Origin of the sequence: Methylococcus sp. EFPC2 (assembly GCF_016925495.1) — a bacterium.
Taxonomy (GTDB): Bacteria; Pseudomonadota; Gammaproteobacteria; order Methylococcales; family Methylococcaceae; genus EFPC2.
Genome location: NZ_CP070491.1, coordinates 1653497 through 1669913, shown reverse-complemented (window position 1 = coordinate 1669913; position 16417 = coordinate 1653497). Strand labels below are relative to the sequence as shown.

At 59.6% G+C, this 16417-nt stretch carries 16 protein-coding genes and 4 tRNA genes; 6 read left to right on the top strand and 14 right to left on the bottom strand.

Annotated features, from left to right (window positions below; all coding sequences use genetic code 11):
* Window positions 1-51: 51 nt before the first annotated feature.
* From JWZ97_RS06965 to JWZ97_RS06955, 3 genes are all read right to left on the bottom strand, one after another.
* Window positions 52-450, bottom strand: coding sequence for a glycine zipper family protein (locus JWZ97_RS06965; RefSeq protein WP_205434058.1), 399 nt, complete (start codon window positions 448-450; stop codon window positions 52-54).
* Window positions 451-817: 367 nt separating this feature from the next.
* On the bottom strand, window positions 818-2488 hold the full coding sequence (gene recN, locus JWZ97_RS06960; protein ID WP_205434057.1) for a DNA repair protein RecN: 1671 nt from the start codon (window positions 2486-2488) through the stop codon (window positions 818-820).
* A 2-nt stretch (window positions 2489-2490) separates the two neighbouring features.
* Window positions 2491-3372 carry an NAD(+) kinase gene (locus tag JWZ97_RS06955; RefSeq protein ID WP_205434056.1) on the bottom strand — a complete coding sequence of 294 codons (882 nt, stop codon included), beginning with the start codon at window positions 3370-3372 and terminating at the stop codon, window positions 2491-2493.
* 260 nt (window positions 3373-3632) lie between these two features.
* On the opposite strand from JWZ97_RS06955, the gene amoC reads away from it, so the two are divergent.
* A complete protein-coding gene (gene amoC, locus JWZ97_RS06950) occupies window positions 3633-4412 on the top strand; it encodes a bacterial ammonia monooxygenase, subunit AmoC (RefSeq protein ID WP_205434055.1) in 780 nt (259 codons plus the stop codon).
* A 124-nt stretch (window positions 4413-4536) separates the two neighbouring features.
* Here the strand turns inward: amoC and JWZ97_RS06945 are convergent, their stop codons facing one another.
* From JWZ97_RS06945 to tusD, 4 genes are read right to left on the bottom strand one after another with little or no spacing between them, the layout of a single operon-like run.
* The gene (locus tag JWZ97_RS06945; protein ID WP_205434054.1) at window positions 4537-4866 is read right to left on the bottom strand and encodes a TusE/DsrC/DsvC family sulfur relay protein; all 330 of its coding nucleotides are present in this window, start codon (window positions 4864-4866) and stop codon (window positions 4537-4539) included.
* Window positions 4867-4868: 2 nt separating this feature from the next.
* Complete coding sequence (tusB, locus tag JWZ97_RS06940) at window positions 4869-5165, bottom strand: sulfurtransferase complex subunit TusB (protein WP_205434053.1); 297 nt, start codon at window positions 5163-5165, stop codon at window positions 4869-4871.
* Window positions 5165-5533, bottom strand: coding sequence for a DsrE family protein (locus JWZ97_RS06935; RefSeq protein ID WP_205434052.1), 369 nt, complete (start codon window positions 5531-5533; stop codon window positions 5165-5167). Before JWZ97_RS06935 ends, tusB begins: the two co-directional genes overlap by 1 nt.
* Window positions 5530-5901 (bottom strand): sulfurtransferase complex subunit TusD, encoded by a 372-nt coding sequence (tusD, locus tag JWZ97_RS06930; RefSeq protein WP_205434051.1) that lies wholly within the window; start codon window positions 5899-5901, stop codon window positions 5530-5532. Before tusD ends, JWZ97_RS06935 begins: the two co-directional genes overlap by 4 nt.
* Window positions 5902-5996: 95 nt before the next feature.
* Here tusD and JWZ97_RS06925 point away from each other — a divergent pair, with 95 nt between their 5' ends.
* From JWZ97_RS06925 to JWZ97_RS06910, 4 genes are all read left to right on the top strand, one after another.
* On the top strand, window positions 5997-7526 hold the full coding sequence (locus JWZ97_RS06925) for a M48 family metalloprotease (protein WP_205434050.1): 1530 nt from the start codon (window positions 5997-5999) through the stop codon (window positions 7524-7526).
* A 76-nt stretch (window positions 7527-7602) separates the two neighbouring features.
* Window positions 7603-8214: a dihydroxyacetone kinase subunit DhaL gene (dhaL, locus tag JWZ97_RS06920; RefSeq protein ID WP_205434049.1), complete on the top strand. Its 612-nt coding sequence runs from the start codon at window positions 7603-7605 to the stop codon at window positions 8212-8214.
* 104 nt (window positions 8215-8318) lie between these two features.
* Window positions 8319-9233: a recombination-associated protein RdgC gene (rdgC, locus tag JWZ97_RS06915; protein WP_205434048.1), complete on the top strand. Its 915-nt coding sequence runs from the start codon at window positions 8319-8321 to the stop codon at window positions 9231-9233.
* 15 nt (window positions 9234-9248) lie between these two features.
* On the top strand, window positions 9249-10349 hold the full coding sequence (locus JWZ97_RS06910; protein WP_240342519.1) for a L,D-transpeptidase family protein: 1101 nt from the start codon (window positions 9249-9251) through the stop codon (window positions 10347-10349).
* 141 nt (window positions 10350-10490) lie between these two features.
* Here JWZ97_RS06910 and fusA read toward each other — a convergent pair whose 3' ends face one another.
* The 7 genes from fusA to JWZ97_RS06875 all read right to left on the bottom strand — a co-directional run bounded on the left by fusA (window position 10491) and on the right by JWZ97_RS06875 (window position 15833).
* Window positions 10491-12575: an elongation factor G gene (gene fusA, locus JWZ97_RS06905; RefSeq protein ID WP_205434047.1), complete on the bottom strand. Its 2085-nt coding sequence runs from the start codon at window positions 12573-12575 to the stop codon at window positions 10491-10493.
* A gap of 160 nt (window positions 12576-12735) precedes the next feature.
* Window positions 12736-12811 (bottom strand) — tRNA-Lys (locus JWZ97_RS06900).
* A gap of 16 nt (window positions 12812-12827) precedes the next feature.
* Window positions 12828-12903 (bottom strand) — tRNA-His (locus JWZ97_RS06895).
* A gap of 17 nt (window positions 12904-12920) precedes the next feature.
* A tRNA-Arg gene (locus JWZ97_RS06890) sits at window positions 12921-12997 on the bottom strand.
* A 4-nt stretch (window positions 12998-13001) separates the two neighbouring features.
* A tRNA-Pro gene (locus JWZ97_RS06885) sits at window positions 13002-13078 on the bottom strand.
* Window positions 13079-13220: 142 nt separating this feature from the next.
* Window positions 13221-14693 carry a RimK family protein gene (locus JWZ97_RS06880; protein ID WP_205434046.1) on the bottom strand — a complete coding sequence of 491 codons (1473 nt, stop codon included), beginning with the start codon at window positions 14691-14693 and terminating at the stop codon, window positions 13221-13223.
* A gap of 21 nt (window positions 14694-14714) precedes the next feature.
* Window positions 14715-15833, bottom strand: coding sequence for a GNAT family N-acetyltransferase/peptidase C39 family protein (locus tag JWZ97_RS06875; protein ID WP_205434045.1), 1119 nt, complete (start codon window positions 15831-15833; stop codon window positions 14715-14717).
* 223 nt (window positions 15834-16056) lie between these two features.
* On the opposite strand from JWZ97_RS06875, the gene JWZ97_RS06870 reads away from it, so the two are divergent.
* Window positions 16057-16359, top strand: a complete 303-nt coding sequence (locus JWZ97_RS06870; protein WP_205434044.1) for a hypothetical protein — start codon at window positions 16057-16059, stop codon at window positions 16357-16359.
* Window positions 16360-16417: the final 58 nt, after the last annotated feature.

Here is a 16417-nt window from a genome sequence, read left to right as displayed (position 1 = left end):
GGGGCGCTGGGCGCCCCCTTAATGTCGCGTCAATACACGAGATCAGGCAACCTAATTAACGACTTTGTGTCCGCGGTTACGCAGGCAGTTGATGTAGGCGCGCTTGAACTGGTTATCCGCGTCTACGCCCTGATAACCCGCACCGCCGATGCCGCCGGCCGCCGCACCGAGCGCGGCGCCGGTGCCCGGGTTGCCCACGATGGCGCCGATCGCTGCACCGGCCGCGGCACCGCCGAGAGCGCCCACGGCGCCACCCTTGAGGCTTTCGGTGCCCGTGCTGCCCGCTTCCTTGGCCAGCATACGGCATTCCTGCTGGTCTTGTTGCAGACGGTAAGCGTTGGGATCGTTGTAGGTATCGACAACCGGTTGATACCCGCCGTATGTGGCACAACCGGTAGCGATGACCGCGGAGGCGATTACAGCCGAAACAACCGAGAGTTTCTTAATCATGGATCTCACCTAGGTGATGGTAATTAACATAAGCTTTCCCGCCTTTCATGGCGGCGCAGCGCAACTATAGCAAAGTCCGGCGAGGGCGAGGGCACGAGCGTCGGCGGTTCGAGCCGGGATTGACCATCGGCCGGCTAAGCCAACGGCGGGATGCGCGTGTCCTGGCGAAGCGGCAAGCGCGACGCTCGTGGCCCCGGCATCCGAGATCGATGCGGTGCGAATCCGGCACCGGTCAGGGTTCGGCGATCGATAACGCCCCGCGTGACCAGGCTAAAGTCTAGCAGACGGCATGCCAGTTCCCTGATGGTCTCCGATTGGCGAGCATCCGCCATCGTCGTCGCCCTCTGTGTCGGGGCGGAGCGACGGCTCAGGATAGACCCAGCAATTCGGCGGCGTGAGCCAGGGTTTGCTCGGTGATTTTGACGCCACCCAGCATGCGGGCGATTTCGCGCTTGCGCTGGTCCGGGCCGAGTCCGCGGACGCCGGTTTGCGTATGCCCGTCGAGGCTGATTTTTTCCACCAGCAGATGATGATGGCCTTGCGCGGCGACCTGATGCAGGTGAGTGACGCAGAACACCTGCCGGTCGCTACCCAGAGTCCTCAGCTTCTGGCCGACGATCTCGGCTACGCCGCCGCCTATGCCTGTATCGACTTCGTCGAAGATCAGGGTAGGCGTGGTCTTGGAGTCGGTGGCGGCGACCTGGATCGCCAAGCTGATGCGCGAAAGTTCACCCCCGGATGCAACCTTGCCCAAGGGGCGCGGCGGCAGGCCGGGATTGGCGCTGACCAGAAATTCGATCTGGTCGCTGCCATGCGGTGTCGGCGTGTCGTCGGCCAGCGCGTGCACCTGTATGCGCAATTCGCCCTGCGGCATGCCCAGTTCCCGCACGATGGCGGAAATGCGGCTTTGCAGGCGCTCGGCCCCTTGTGCGCGCCGAGCAGAGAGTTCGGCGGCCAACTGCCGGTACTCGGCTTGGAGGCGCGAGGCCTCGGATTGCAGTTCGCCGACCCGCTCGGATCCGTGTTCGATGCCGTCCAGTTCCTCTCGCAAACCGGCCAGGTGTTCCCGCAACGACTGCGGCGCCACTTGGTGCTTGCGTGCCAGACGATGCAGTAGACCCAAGGTGTCGTCCAGCCAGATCAGCCGCTGGGGGTCGGCCTCCAGTTTGTCCAGTCGATGGCGCAATTCCAGGGCAGCCTCCTTGACCTGTATCTTCGCTTCGTCAAGCAAAGACCGAATCTCGCCGAACTCGGGCGCCAGATGCGCCAACTCGTCGAGTGCGTGAACCGCCTGGCTGAGCTGGGCATTGACCGAATGGCTGTCATCGTCGTAGAGCAACTCCACTTGCGCTTGTCCGCTCGTCAGTATTCGGCCTACGTTGGCCTGCAAGGTCTGTTCTTCGGACAAGGCCTCATAGTCGAGGGACTCGATGTCGTGCTGCTCCATTTCCTCGATCTGGTAGCGCAAAAGCTCCTCGCGGGCGGCGCCTTCTTGCGCCAGGCGAGCGGCCGCCTCCAGGGTGGAGTTCACGACGCGCCAATTTTCAAAGACCGCAGCCAGGCGTTCCAGCAAGGCCCGGTTGCCCGACGACTCGTCCAAAATGCGGCGCTGCTCGCCGGCTTGCAGCAAATGCAGGTGAGCGTGCTGGCCGTGGATTTCGACCAGTTTTGACGCGAGCTCCTGCAGCGATTGCAGGGTCGCGGGACGATTGTTGATATAGGCCTTGGAACGTCCGTCCAGGCTGACCACCCGGCGTATGAAGCAGGTTTCCTCTTCGTCGAGCAGGTCGTTTTCCGACAGCCAGTTGCGGGCTTCCCCGCTATCGGCCAGATCGAACGCGAGATTGATTTCAGCTTTGTTTGCACCGGGACGGATATAGCCGGCGTCGGCACGCTCGCCCAGAGCCAGGCCCAATGCGGTGAGCAAAATGGATTTGCCGGCCCCCGTTTCACCGGTCAATACCGTGAGACCGGGCTCGAAATTCAGATCGAGCGAGGCGACCACGGCCAAATCCTTGATGGTCAGATTGCACAGCATGTTCAGCTCCGGTAACCGCTGCTCCAATTGAGCTTGACGCGGAGTATCTCGAAAAAATCGTGGTTCAAAGGATGCAGGATGCGGAACGGGCGCGGCGCCCTGGCGATGCGGATGCGGTCTTCCGGCTCGACGTCCGGCAGGGGGACATTGTCGCAGGCGAGTCGCGCGCGAAATTGCTTGCTCGGCCGAAAGGCGATTTCCACCACGCTGTCGTCATCGATGACGATAGGACGGTTGGTCAGCGAGTGGGGATTGATCGGCACCAGCACCATGGCATTGAGGGTCGGATAAAGTATGGGCCCGCCGCCGGACAGCGCGTACGCGGTCGAACCGGTGGGCGTGGAGACGATCAGGCCATCGGAGCGCTGCGAGTTGAGAAAGACACCGTCGATGAAGGTCACAATCTCTATCATGCTGGTGGAGTTCCAACTGTGGATCACGACCTCGTTGACGGCGGTCTGCTCGCATACCACCCGGCCGTTGCGTTCGACGCGGGCCTGCAATAGCAAGCGGTCCTCGGCACGGTAGCGGCCGTCCAGGATCTCGTCCAGGCTCTTGATTGCCATCTGCGGCGAGATGTCCACCAGAAAGCCCAAGCGCCCGAGGTTGACGCCGATCAGAGGCACCTCGTGCTCGGCCAGGATCCGGGCCGCACTCAGCAGGCTGCCGTCGCCGCCCACGACGATGGCCAGATCACTGCCGTCGCCCATGTCGTGGAGCGGACGGTTTTCGCAGTCGCCGTCGATGAGGTTCGCGCAGGCGCTTTCCACGATGACGTTCAAACCCCGGTGACGCAGATGGGCGTAGAGTGCGGGCAGGGTTTCCGCGATACGCTCGGCATCGGGTTTACCGATCAGCGCGACATTTCGAAAAGCGGTTGGCATGTTGGATACGAAGGTCCTGGCGATGAGGGCGGATTTACGCCGCATTCTATACCGGCGCGTGCGATCGCGGGGAAGCCGCGGCCTTGCAAACATCCCGCCCGATCCTCGGGGTTTAAGGCCAGTAGCGGAAATTATTTTTAAGTTTTCGGGAATTATTCTTGATTGCCCCCGGTCATAGCGACGTCGATCGAGTAGGGAGCCACGTCGTGACCACCCCAAAACATCGGCATGATCTACAACCCAAACAAGAGGTAATTTCAATGGCTGCAACAACTATTGGTGGCGTCGCCGCCCAGGAAAAGCCGCTGCTTGACATCAAGTGGCTGACTTTTGCGTTTGCGATCTACACCGTTTTCTATGTGTGGGTACGCTGGTACGAAGGCGTTTACGGCTGGTCCGCCGGTCTGGATTCTTTCGCGCCGGAATTCGAAACCTACTGGATGAACTTCCTGTACATCGAAATCGTGCTGGAAATCGTCACCGCATCGCTGCTGTGGGGCTACATCTGGAAGACCCGCGACCGCAACCTGGCCGCCATCACCCCGCGTGAAGAACTGCGCCGCAACTTCACCCACCTGATCTGGCTGTTCGCTTATGCGTGGGCCATCTACTGGGGCGCTTCCTACTTCACCGAGCAGGACGGCACCTGGCATCAGACGATCGTGCGCGACACCGACTTCACCCCGTCGCACATCATCGAGTTCTACCTGAGCTACCCGATCTACATCATCACCGGCTTCGGCGCCTTCCTGTATGCGAAGACCCGTCTGCCGTTCTGGTCGCAGGGTCTGTCTCTGCCCTACCTGATCACGGTGGTCGGTCCTTTCATGATTCTGCCGAACGTCGGTCTGAACGAATGGGGTCACACCTTCTGGTTCATGGAAGAGTTGTTCGTAGCGCCGCTGCACTACGGCTTCGTGTTCTTCGGCTGGTTGGCTCTGGCGATCCTGGGCGTTGTGCTGCAAGTGACGAGCAGCTTCAACAACCTGATCGGCAAGCAGATCAGTGAAGCTGTTGATCAGGGTCTGATCAAGAAATAAGCGGGCCTCGCGCCCGCGGCGGGTATTGCCTACCCGCCGCACCCTTCTGACGGGCGAGTCCTATTAGGGCTCGCCCGTTTTCATGATGGGCCGACAAACATTTCGGCCCGCGCTTCACCGGCGCTTAGATACAACCCGGCGGTTTGGGTAAACCGGCTATAAGGCAGGCAAATTTGACCGCACTACCGGGAAACAGCCTATGCAGGTAACGCGAATTGCCTTTGGTCTCGCCCAAGGTTTTCTGCACCGCTTTCACGAACATGCGCGCATTGGGCAGATGCTGGTAGAGCTCGAAATACTGGCGAATGAAGTGGACGATCTCCCAGTGATCGGCGCTTAATACGATACCCTCGCGGCGCGCGAGTTCTTCGGCGATTCGTGGGGTCCAGTCGCGGTGGTCGCGCAAGAAACCGGAATCGGTCGTGGGCACTTCGACGCCGTCGACTTCGATCATGTCTAGGACCAAGACAGACTCAGCGGATAACGCTCGGTCAGTTCAACGAATCCCGCGTAATCAACCGTCTCGACGCCCTGGGGCAGGGAAGAGCTCGGCACGCCGCGGGCAACCAGGTCGGCCGACAGTATGAAAATCTTCGAGGCTGCGGCCAGTTTTTCCAGCGTAGGTTCCATGGCCACGGCGTAGACCGCATCCTCCAGGAGCAAAACCGCGTCTTCCCGTCCGGTCCGCGCCCAGCATTGTGACCAGGTCGAAGACTCCGCGGGCGATCGATATAACAGGTGCAAAACGGCCATCAGCAGCCTATCACGATGTCGTGAGTCGCCACCCAGGTCGGCAGTTCGTTACGCGTCAGGGTGCGCGCCGGGACCACCAGGTGCTCCGCCTTCAGACCGCGAGCATCGAGGGACTCCTGTTCCACCCAGGGCGTGTCGACGTCGTACAAGCTTAGGGCGGAGAACAGAGGCGTGACCGGCTCGTGGCCGGTGATGAGTGGCTGGCCGGGGTGCAATTGCCAGACGCCGTCGTCCAGCAGCAGTATCCGCACGGTTTGATCGAAAGCGGCCGCCGAGAAGACTTGATCCAGGACCTCGCGCGCGCGGCAGCCATCATCCAGCGGCGTATGCCTCAATACGAATAGAAAGGACTTGGAGGCGCCGCTCATCCGAACACCATGACGCGGTCGGACTGCAAGCAAGCATCGACCCAGAGGGCGAGACCGGCCACCCGGAATCCTTCCACCATCCCGCAAGCGGATGCGGCTTCCATATCGACTTCGGGGTTTACCAGGCCGCGCCGCTGCGCAGCAGAAATGCACAGCACCATGTCGATGCCATGATCCCGGTGTAGCGTGGTCCAGCGTTGGCGGATCTCGGCGGGTTGCCAAAGGCCGGCATTGAGTACGCCGTCATGGTAGAAGAAAATCCGGACGATATGATGACCTCTCGCCAAGGCGGCTTTGATAAACTGGTAGGCAGTTTCCAGGCCCTGGGATTGCCATGGCGCATAGTTGACCTGTATGGCGTATTTCATGGGGAACCTTTGAGCGTGCTCTGACCTCAAAATTCGGCGCACGCTATTATGTCGCATATCTCAATTCTTATCCTCAACGCTCCCCCCGGCTTTTGATGAGTACCTACCAGCGATCCCTGGCTTTATTGCTGACCGTCGTCCAATTGGCACTGCCATATCCAATAATTGCGGCGGAGGGCTCGACGGGAGGGGTTGGCGACACGCCGTTTTTGGAAAGCGACCCGCTGAAGCAGGGCCAGAAAACGATCAATCTGCCAGAAATAGGCGATTCCACCGGCACCTTATTCACTCCCCTGCAGGAGAAGCAGTTGGGTGAAGCCTTCTTCCGTAGCCTGCATAACGAGGTCGAGGTCAATCAGGATCCGGAAATCGGCGACTACATCCAGACCATCGGGCAAAAACTGGCGGGAAACAGCGACAATCCTTCGCAAACCTTCCATTTTTTTGTCGTCAGCGATGCCAGCATCAACGCTTTCGCCGGTCCCGGCGGTTATATCGGAGTGAATTCCGGGCTCATCATCGCCTCGGAATCCGAAAGCGAGCTGGCGTCCGTGATGGCGCACGAAATTGCGCATGTCACCCAACGTCACCTGTATCAGGCTTATCAGGCGGCCAGCCGTTTGTCCCTGCCGACCGCCGCAGCCATGCTGGCCGCCATCGCCCTGGGTGCGGCGACCGGGTCCGGACAGGTCGGTCAAGCGGCGATTCTGGCGACGCAGGCTGCCAATACCCAGTTTCAGATCAACTTCACCCGCGACAACGAGGCAGAAGCCGACCGGGTGGGGATGCAGACCCTGTCGCGGTCGACATTCGACCCGCGCGCCATGCCGATATTTTTCGAGCGTCTGCAGCAATCCACCCGCTATGCCGGCCGTAACCTGCCTGAATTTCTATTGACCCATCCCGTCACCGTTTCCCGTATTTCCGACACCCGCAGCCGTGCGGAGAAATTCCCTTACCGGCAGTACCCCGACTCTTTTCAGTTTCAGCTGATACGCGCCAAATTGCGCGTGCAGGTCGCCCGCTCACCAAGAGAGGCGCTCGATTATTTCAAGGCGGTGAGCGGTCAGGGAACGGCGCAGCAGCAAGAGGTGGCCCAATACGGACTGGCCCTGGCCTTGGTGGCCGACGGCCAGTTCGGCCAAGGTAAACAAATACTCCAACAACTCGCATCGCGGCATGTCGAGTTACCCAACTTCATTAACGCATTGGCACGCGCCGAATACGAACTGAAGAACTACAACGCCGCGTTTCGACTCTACGAAACGGCCTTGCAGCGCTTTCCGGGCAACCAGGCGGTCACGCTGAATTACATCAAGGCCCTGCTGGCCACGAACCGCGCGAAGGAGGCCCGTGCGCTGCTGCAGGATTATGCCCAGCATGAAACGCCGACCGCGGAGATTTACGAACTGCTGGCGCAGGCTTACGGCGCACTGGGACAGGAAGCGGAATCGCATCGCTATCTCGCCGAACATTACTACGCGAGCGGGCAGACGCGGGCGGCCATACTGCAACTTCGCATCGCCCGGAACTTCGCCGGCGACAGTTTCTACATCAATGCGGTGATAGACGAGCGTCTCAAACAATTCATGGAAGAAGAAGCCGAACGCAAGAAAGAAAAATGAGCGGGACTCACCGCCAATTTCGGTTTCTTTTCGGCGGCTTGAGACTATCTACCCTAGACGACCCGGATAAGTTTCGATGACCACTACGCCAGCTTGCATACCGGAATTTATCGCCGCCGTTGGGGCCGCGCTCGATGCGCGGGCCGAGGAAGTGACCGCTCTGGACAGTGCCATCGGCGATGGCGACCATCTGATCAATCTGCAACGAGGACTCGCCGCCCTGGCCCAGCGCAACGCGGACTACGCCGAGATGGACTGGCCGTCCGCCTGGCGCGCGATCGGCATGACGGTGATGAGCGCCGTGGGAGGCGCCTCAGGCTCCCTCTATGCAACCTTGTTTCTGGCCATGGCCAAACAAGCTTGTCCGCAATTCGATGCGTCTTATCTGGGAACGGCGTTTTCTCAGGGCGTGGAGGCGATGAAGCTGAGGGGCAAGTCGGATGTGGGCGAAAAGACCCTGCTCGACGTGTTGGTGCCGGTAGCGCAGGCCTTGCGGGAGCATCGCGGCCCGGCGGAGATCACGAAGATCGCCGAAGCGGCCGCCGAATCCACCCGCGACATGTTGCCGGGCAAGGGCCGTGCCTCATTTCTCGGCGAGCGCGCCCGCGGCCATGTCGACGCCGGAGCACGCACGGCGCAACTCATGATTTCCGCCATAATCCAGGTGACGCATACGCCTACGGCGTAAAGCGCCGGGGTTTTCGGGCAGGCATACGATACCCGGAAGTGGCAGCGACGTTGCAGCGAGTCGTGTCAAAACGGATAATTACCGGCTTTTTACCAAGGAACGCTATGTGGTTCAAAAATCTCGCTTTGTTGCGTTTCACCGAGCCTTTCACGGCCGCTCCGGAAGAGCTTGAACAACGTCTGGATACGGGCCGCTTTCGCCCCTGCGGCAGCCTCGAACCCATGAGTTATGGCTGGGTGGCGCCCGTCGGCAAAGACGATGCGCCGCTGGTCCACGTAGCCAACGGCTGCTACATGATTTGCGCGCTAAAGGAAGAAAAGATACTCCCGGCCCAGGTGATCAACGAAATTCTGGCGGAGAAAGTCGCCGAAATCGAAGATCAGAAAGGATCGGCGCTACGGAAGAAGGACCGTGACGCGCTGCGGGATGAAATCATTCACGATTTGCTGCCGCGCGCATTCAGCTTTACCCGCCGGCAATACGCCTACATCGACGCGAAAAACGGCTGGCTGATCGTGGACTCTGCGAGCGCCAAGAAAACCGAGGAACTGGCCTCCTGGCTCAGGCGCACTCTGGAGTCGTTACCCGTGACCCTGCCGACTGTCAACGAGCGGCCTGCGGCCGTCATGACGCGCTGGCTGGCCGAAGACGCCAGCCCGCCGGACATCACGATAGAGAGCGAGTGCGAGTTGCGCTCGACCGAGGAGGAGGGCGGTATCGTGCGCTGCAAACGCCATGATCTGACGGCGCCGGAAATACAAAACCACCTGGAAGCGGGCAAGGAAGTGAGCAAGCTCGCCTTGAGCTGGAACGAACGCATAAGCTTCGTGCTGGACGACACACTCGGCGTCAAGCGCCTGCGTTTCCTCGACCTGGTGCAGGAACAGGCTGCCGATGTGGAGGCCGACGACGACATTCAGCGTTTCGATGCGGATTTCTCCATCATGTCGGCCGAACTGGCCGCCTTCCTGCCGCGCTTATTCGAACTGTTCGGCGGCGAGAATACCTCCACCAAGTGAAGCGAAACCTAGATCATGTCCAGCCACGCCCAAACCACTATTTCATCGAGCATACGCCGACTCTGCGCCGGCATGGCCCTGGCTTGCTCTTCTTTGTCCGCCCAGGCCGCCGTGTTTTCCCCGCCGGTCCCCGGCTCCGACCTGATCGGTGAATTGAAATACACGCCGGCCAGGCACGAAGACACCCTGATCGACATCGCCCGCGAGTTCAGCGTCGGCCAGGACGAGATCGTCATGGCCAACCCTAAGGTGGACCGCTGGCTGCCCGGCGCCGGAGCCAAGGTGCTGCTGCCGCGCTGGTTCATCCTGCCGGAGGCGCCACGCAAAGGCATCGTGGTCAACATTCCGGAAATGAGGCTTTATTACTACACCGGGGGAGCGAAGAACGAGCCGGCGCAAGTTATTACCTATCCCATCAGTATCGGCCGTATGGATTGGCGTACGCCTTTGGGTGCCACCAAGGTCATCCAGAAGGTCAAGGATCCGGTCTGGCGCCCGCCGGAGTCGATCAAGCGGGAGCACGCCAAGGACGGAGATTTTCTCCCCGACGTCGTGCCGGCCGGGCCGAACAACCCCTTGGGGCAGTTCGCCATGAAACTGGGGGTGCCGGGTTATCTGATCCACGGTACCGACGTGAACAAGGCATTTGGCATCGGGATGCGTGTGACCCACGGCTGCATCCGCATGTATCCGGAGGATGTGGCCAAGCTGTTTCCCCTGGTCAACGTAGGCACACCGGTGCAACTGGTGAACCAACCCGTCAAGCTGGGGTGGCTGGGGGATCGGCTTTACATCGAGGTCAGCCAACCGCTGGATGAGGATAGCGTCAGCTACCACGAACTGCTGTCCACGGCGCTGGGTCTGATCGAGAAAAAGACCGCGCAACGCCCGTTTGCCCTGGATGGTGTCGCCTTGCGCCAGGCGATCGAAAAGCCGAGCGGAATACCCGTACTCATCTCTTCCACCTCCGGTGTCGCGATTCCCGTCCCTCCGGGGGAGCCGGCCGGGCCGATCACGCCGGTTCATACGACAGAGGACGATCAGCCCGGACAACCGTCCAAGCCGCAACCCGTGCCGCAGGGACCGTTGCTGAAATCCTTGGGCGATATTTTTTAGGACTGCCTCATAAGAAAAAAGGCGCAAACAGCTTGCCGCTGCTTGCGCCTTTTTTTATGTCGTCTGCGGTGTGATGAATGAAAAAAGCCGGCCGGTTCGACACCGGCCGGCTTCATTTCGCCACCCTATGGGCGGACGGCCTTATTTCTTGGCCTTACGCTCGGCGGCTTCCTTGATCACCTCGTCCGATACGTTCTTCGGACACGGCAGGTAGTGCGAGAACTCCATGGAGAACTGGCCGCGACCGGAGGTCATGGTGCGCAGATCGCCGATGTAGCCGAACATTTCGCTCAGCGGCACTTCAGCCTTGACGCGTACGCCCGTGATGCCGGCGTCCTGCGACTTGATCATGCCGCGGCGGCGGTTCAAGTCGCCGATCACGTCGCCCACGTTGGCGTCCGGCGTGAAAACGTCGACCTTCATGATGGGTTCAAGCAACTGTGGCCCGGCTTTCGGGATGGACTGACGGAAGGCAGCCTGAGCCGCGATTTCAAAAGCGATCGCGGATGAGTCGACGGCATGGAAACCGCCATCGGTCAGGGAGACCTTAAAGTCTACGCAGGGATAGCCGGCCAGAACGCCCTTGTCCAGCATGCCCTTAAAGCCTTTTTCCACCGCCGGCCAGTATTCACGCGGAACATTGCCACCGGTCACCTTCGATTCGAACACGAAACCCGTGCCGGGTTCGCCCGGCTCGATGGTGTAGTTGATCTTGGCGTATTGACCAGAACCGCCGGTTTGCTTCTTGTGAACGTAGTCGTCCTCGACACTCTTGGTAATGCTTTCGCGGTAAGCTACCTGAGGCTTGCCCACACTTACCTCCACGCCATGGGTGCGCTTTAGGATGTCGACCTTGATGTCGAGGTGCAATTCGCCCATGCCCTTGAGGATGGTTTCGCCGCTTTCCTGGTCGGTCTCGACATGGAAAGAAGGATCTTCCTGGACCATCTTGCCCAGCGCGACGCCCATCTTCTCGTTAGAGCCCTTGTCCTTGGGGGCAACGGCGATGGAGATGACGGGGTCGGGGAATACCATCGGTTCCAGAGTGGCCGGCTTGTCCGGGTCACACAGGGTGTGGCCGGTTTGTACGTTCTTCATGCCGAGTACCGCGACGATATCGCCGGCCTGGGCGGAGTCCAACTCGTTGCGAGCGTTCGCGTGCATCTCCACGATACGGCCGATACGCTCGGTCTTGCCGGTCGCGGTGTTGAGTACCGTGGTGCCCTTTTCCAGCTTGCCGGAGTACAAACGCAGAAAGGTCAACGCGCCGTAGCGGTCGTCCATGATCTTGAACGCCAGAGCGCGCAGCGGACGATCGGGATCAACGATGGCGAAGTTGCCGGTCTCGTTACCTTCGAGGTCGACTTCTGGCTGCGGCTTGACTTCGGTCGGGTTGGGCAGGTAGTCGATGACTGCGTCCAATACCAACTGAACGCCCTTGTTCTTGAAGGACGAACCGCAAAAGGTCGGGAAGAAGTCCAGCTTAATGGTGCCCTTGCGGACCAGGCGCTTGATCGTATCGACATCGGGCTCTTCGCCTTCGAGATATTTTTCCATGACGTCGTCGTCTTGCTCGACGACTTTTTCAACCAGGTCGGCACGCCATTTTTCGACCTCGTCGGCCAATTCGGCAGGAACATCCTTGATCTCGTAGTTCATTGGATCACCGGAGTTGTCCCATACCCAGGCTTTGCGAGTCAGCAAGTCGATGACGCCGACAAACTCGTCTTCGCGGCCGATGGGCAGGGTCATGACCAACGGGTAAGCACCCAGCACTTCCTTGACCTGCTTCACCACGCGGAAGAAATCGGCGCCGGTGCGATCCAGCTTGTTGACGTAGATGACGCGGGCCACTTCCGAGTCGTTGGCATAGCGCCAGTTGGTTTCGGACTGAGGCTCCACACCACCAGAACCACAGAACACGCCGATACCGCCGTCCAGCACCTTCAGCGAGCGATAAACCTCGATGGTGAAGTCGACGTGGCCGGGCGTGTCGATGATGTTGAAGCGATGGTCTTTCCAGAAACAGGTGGTCGCAGCCGACTGAATGGTGATGCCGCGCTCTTGCTCTTGTTCCATGAAGTCTGTGGTAGCCGCACCGTCGTGTACTTCACCGATCTTGTGGATCTTGCCGGTGAGCTTCAGTATGCGCTCGGTCGTCGTCGTCTTGCCGGCATCCACGTGAGCGAAGATACCAATGTTTCTGTAGAGCGATAGATCAGTCATGTTTGTACTCTTAGCGTGGAAAAAAGCCGTTCAGTAATCCAAAGGCACCATTATAAACTCAGGAACAGAGTGAAAATGGCTGCCTCAGGCTCCCTGATTCCGTTTACGACCCGGCTGAAATTAAAAAGGGCTAGACGCTGTGTCTAACCCTTCGGATATTTGGTGGGCCATGTAGGGGTCGAACCTACGACAAACGGATTAAGAGTCCGCTGCTCTACCAACTGAGCTAATGGCCCTATCTAAATCAATAGGTGGGGTGACCGATGGGGCTCGAACCCACGACAACCGGAATCACAATCCGGTGCTCTACCAACTGAACTACGGTCACCAGTGATAAATCGGTTATGGCGCGCTTGGCAGGACTCGAACCTGCGACCCTCGGCTTAGAAGGCCGATGCTCTATCCGGCTGAGCTACAAGCGCTTCGTGGTCGGGGTAGAGGGATTCGAACCCCCGACATTCTGCTCCCAAAGCAGACGCGCTACCAGACTGCGCTATACCCCGGCTGAGCCAGCTTCTAGCTACGTCGCCAAACCAGACGCCCATTTTATGAAGCCAAACTGATTCCGTCAACCTCTAGTGTTCATTCAATTATCACGCGCCGCAAAGTCGGGTACTCGGGGTATGGCAAACGAGCCGAGTGCGGTCAAGCAGTCCGCGCCGCTTCCATCCGCCTGACCAGTTCCGACAAGATGGCTTCGTAAAGGCGGTCGCCCAGTACATTATCTTCGATGCCGGCATCGATATTGGGATTATCGTTGATTTCGATGATAAAGACACCGTGCTCGGTCTGTTTGATATCGACTCCGTAAAGACTGTCACCGATGAGACGGGCGAGGTCGACGGCGGCATCCAAAACCGGCTTGGGCACCGCATCGATCGGCCAGGTCTTGAAGCCGCCTTCCTCGGTGCGGCCGGAGTCCGAGCGCTTGACCACCTGCCAGTGTTTGCGGGACATGAAGTATTGGCAGGCGTACAAGGGCTGGCCGTGGAGTATGCCGATGCGCCAGTCGAAGGGCGTATAGAGGAACTCCTGGGCCAGGATCAGATAAGTCTCGCGGAACAAGGTTTCGCAATGACGGCGGAATTCGTCCGGGTCGTTGGCCTTGACCACGCCGCGCGAGAACGCGCCGTCCGGTATTTTCAGGACCACGGGAAAACCGATGTCGTCCGGCAGCGGTTCGACCGAGCCCTTGCAGAGTATGCGGGTGCGGGGTGCCGGGATGTGATTTGCGGCCAGCAGTTCGGCCAGGTAGATCTTATTCGAGCATTTCAGGATGGAGTCCGGATCGTCGATGACCGCCATGCCTTCCGATTGGGCCTTTTTGGCGAAGCGGTAGGTGTGATGATCGACCTTGGTGGTCTCGCGGATAAACAGACCATCGTATTCCGCCAGGCGCACATAATCCTTTTTCTCGATCAAGTCGACCTCGACCCCCAGTTTCTTGCCGATACGGATGAATTTCTTCAGCGCTTGCGCATTGGAAGGCGGCTGCAGCTCACTGGGGTTGTGCAAAATGGCCAGGTCGTAGCGGAGCTGGCTGCGGGGGCGGGGCTTGCGCCAAGGCTTGCCGATGTAATCTTGCAGGGCCGTGGCGAACAAGGCTTTCTCCTCCGGCGTGAGCCAGCCGTTCAGGTGCAGCGGGCGGACTCGTTCGATGTGCCATTTTCCCGCGTAGCCGAATTCCACCTTGAGCAAGGGGCAGCGAAAGACGTCGAATATCTGCCGCGCCAGATCCTGCAATGCCGGGTCCACGCAGCGTCCGAAGAAGATATGCAACTCCAGCGATTCGCCGGGATTCGATTTTCTGGTCTTCAAACTCCGCTGTATGGCTTCGTCCAGATCTTCCACATCCAAGGCGTAGATCGGCTTGCTGTTGAGATGGGTAAGGGTCTTGACCGAAGGGATCACCTTGTGATGCCTCGGTTCGGCCAGCATGGAACAGAAATACCCGCTGCTAAGGTAGCGGTAGCTACGGCACAGGTTGATGACCCGGTAATCCCGGCTTTTCAGATAGGTGGGCTGGGACAGATAGTCCTTGGCCGTAACCAGAGTGACTTGGGGAAATTCGGGCTGCCAGTCTTTCAACTGATCGACAATGACGATAGGGGTGGCCATGAAGCGCTGGAGGTCGGGAGATTAAGTGCGCGATGCGCGTCGTTTTGAGGGTTTGCGTTTGAGTATGAGCACGGCCTTCTGGCCGGTCTTGCCATAGCGCGCCATGCGCTGGAAGTCTTTCTTGAGTATGGGCATGTTGACGCAATCGGTCAGGGTCTTGCCCGCGCCGTTGTCGACGTAGGGGTCGTGCACGTAGAAATAGCGTTCATCGTAGCCCGTGACCACGACCCAGTGAGGAAATTTTTCCTGATAGATGCGGTAGGAACTGATCAGCACCACTGGTATGCCGCCTTGTTCCATCTCGGCCTGCAGGTCGGCGGCATTGAGGGTGCCATAGACGATCTTGACCGGCAGTTGGCTGAGTTCCTCGACGAAATCCTCCTGGACCAGCTGCATTACCACCTTTTTTTCCGGGTCGCGCACCGAGTGGGAAAACAGGGTGCCGTCGTCGTTCAGGTGAACCGCCACCTCGAAGCCGCGGTGGAAAGCCGACAAGGCCAGGCCGTAGGGTCCGCAGCCGCCATGGCCGGATGTCATGAACACGGTGGTTGATTCGCGCCAGATGCGCAATTCCAGCTTGCGGTCCAGATTCAATTCGGGATCCAATGCCTGCATGGCCATCATCAGTGAGGCGGGGCCGCAGGTGAAGTCCAGTGTTTGCTGGTAATAAGGCACGCGGACCAGTTCCGGCTGCAGATGCGGGGCGAGGTGCTTCTCGAAACGCAGGGCGTCGGCATGGTCTTCGTAATAGTCGGGCACGGTCGCCAGGTAGCGGTAGCCGAGTTTCTCGAACAGGCGTAAGGAAGCGGTGTTGTCGCGTCTGATTTCCAGCCTGAGACTCACGCAGTCGCGCTCCAGTACCAGCCGCTCGCACGCCTCCGCCAACCGGCGCCCCACGCCGCTCCCTTTGTGCTCAGGGGCCACGGCGATGGAGTAAAGGCGCGCCAGCGAAGTACCGGTGTTGAACAGCAGCATGGCATAGCCCAGCGCTTTGCCGTCGCGCTCGTCCAGCAGTGTTGCCGCGTTGGCCTTGGTGAGCAGATGGCGAAAGTTGCGGCGGGAGATGCGGTCGGTATCGAAACAGCGGTTTTCGATCTCGACCAGGCTGCCCAGGTCGTTCAGATTGGCTAAGCGTATCAAAGGCTGCCTCGCGAATGGCGGAGCCGGGATGGCGGCGTATCGGCCATAAGCATATCCGACAGGCGGGCGCCCGTCGCCCTGGGGTTAATGGCGAGCGCATGAAGACGAAAATTGAAATACACCGCTGTTCCGCGGGCTTTCGCCACTTTGTTATAGTTTCGCTGCAAACCGCGCACAGGCGGTGTCGCCAGATTCCATCACCAACACCAGGATTAAGATTTCCATGACGAAAATGGTTTCGGTCGTATTCGCCGTAATGGCCACCGCGCTTATCGCGACGGGGTGCATACATTTCGGAGGCTATCGGCCGGTTATAGATACCTACAGGGATCCCAATGCGTTTCGAGTGCCGCAGGACGAGCGGGAATGCAGAGAATTGGCCGAAAGGTCGGCGAGCAAGAAGACCAAGGCGGCGTCCCGCGCCCGGGTGGTATTGGGTGACGATGAAGATCAGGTCGTGGACAGCCGGTTCAAGCGCGCGTTCATCGACTGCATGGCAGAGCGCGGGCACGACGTCGTCGAGTGACTACGGCAAGCGAGGCTGGAAATAGGGGGCGTGCGCCCCCTTTTTCATGACAGGTGGA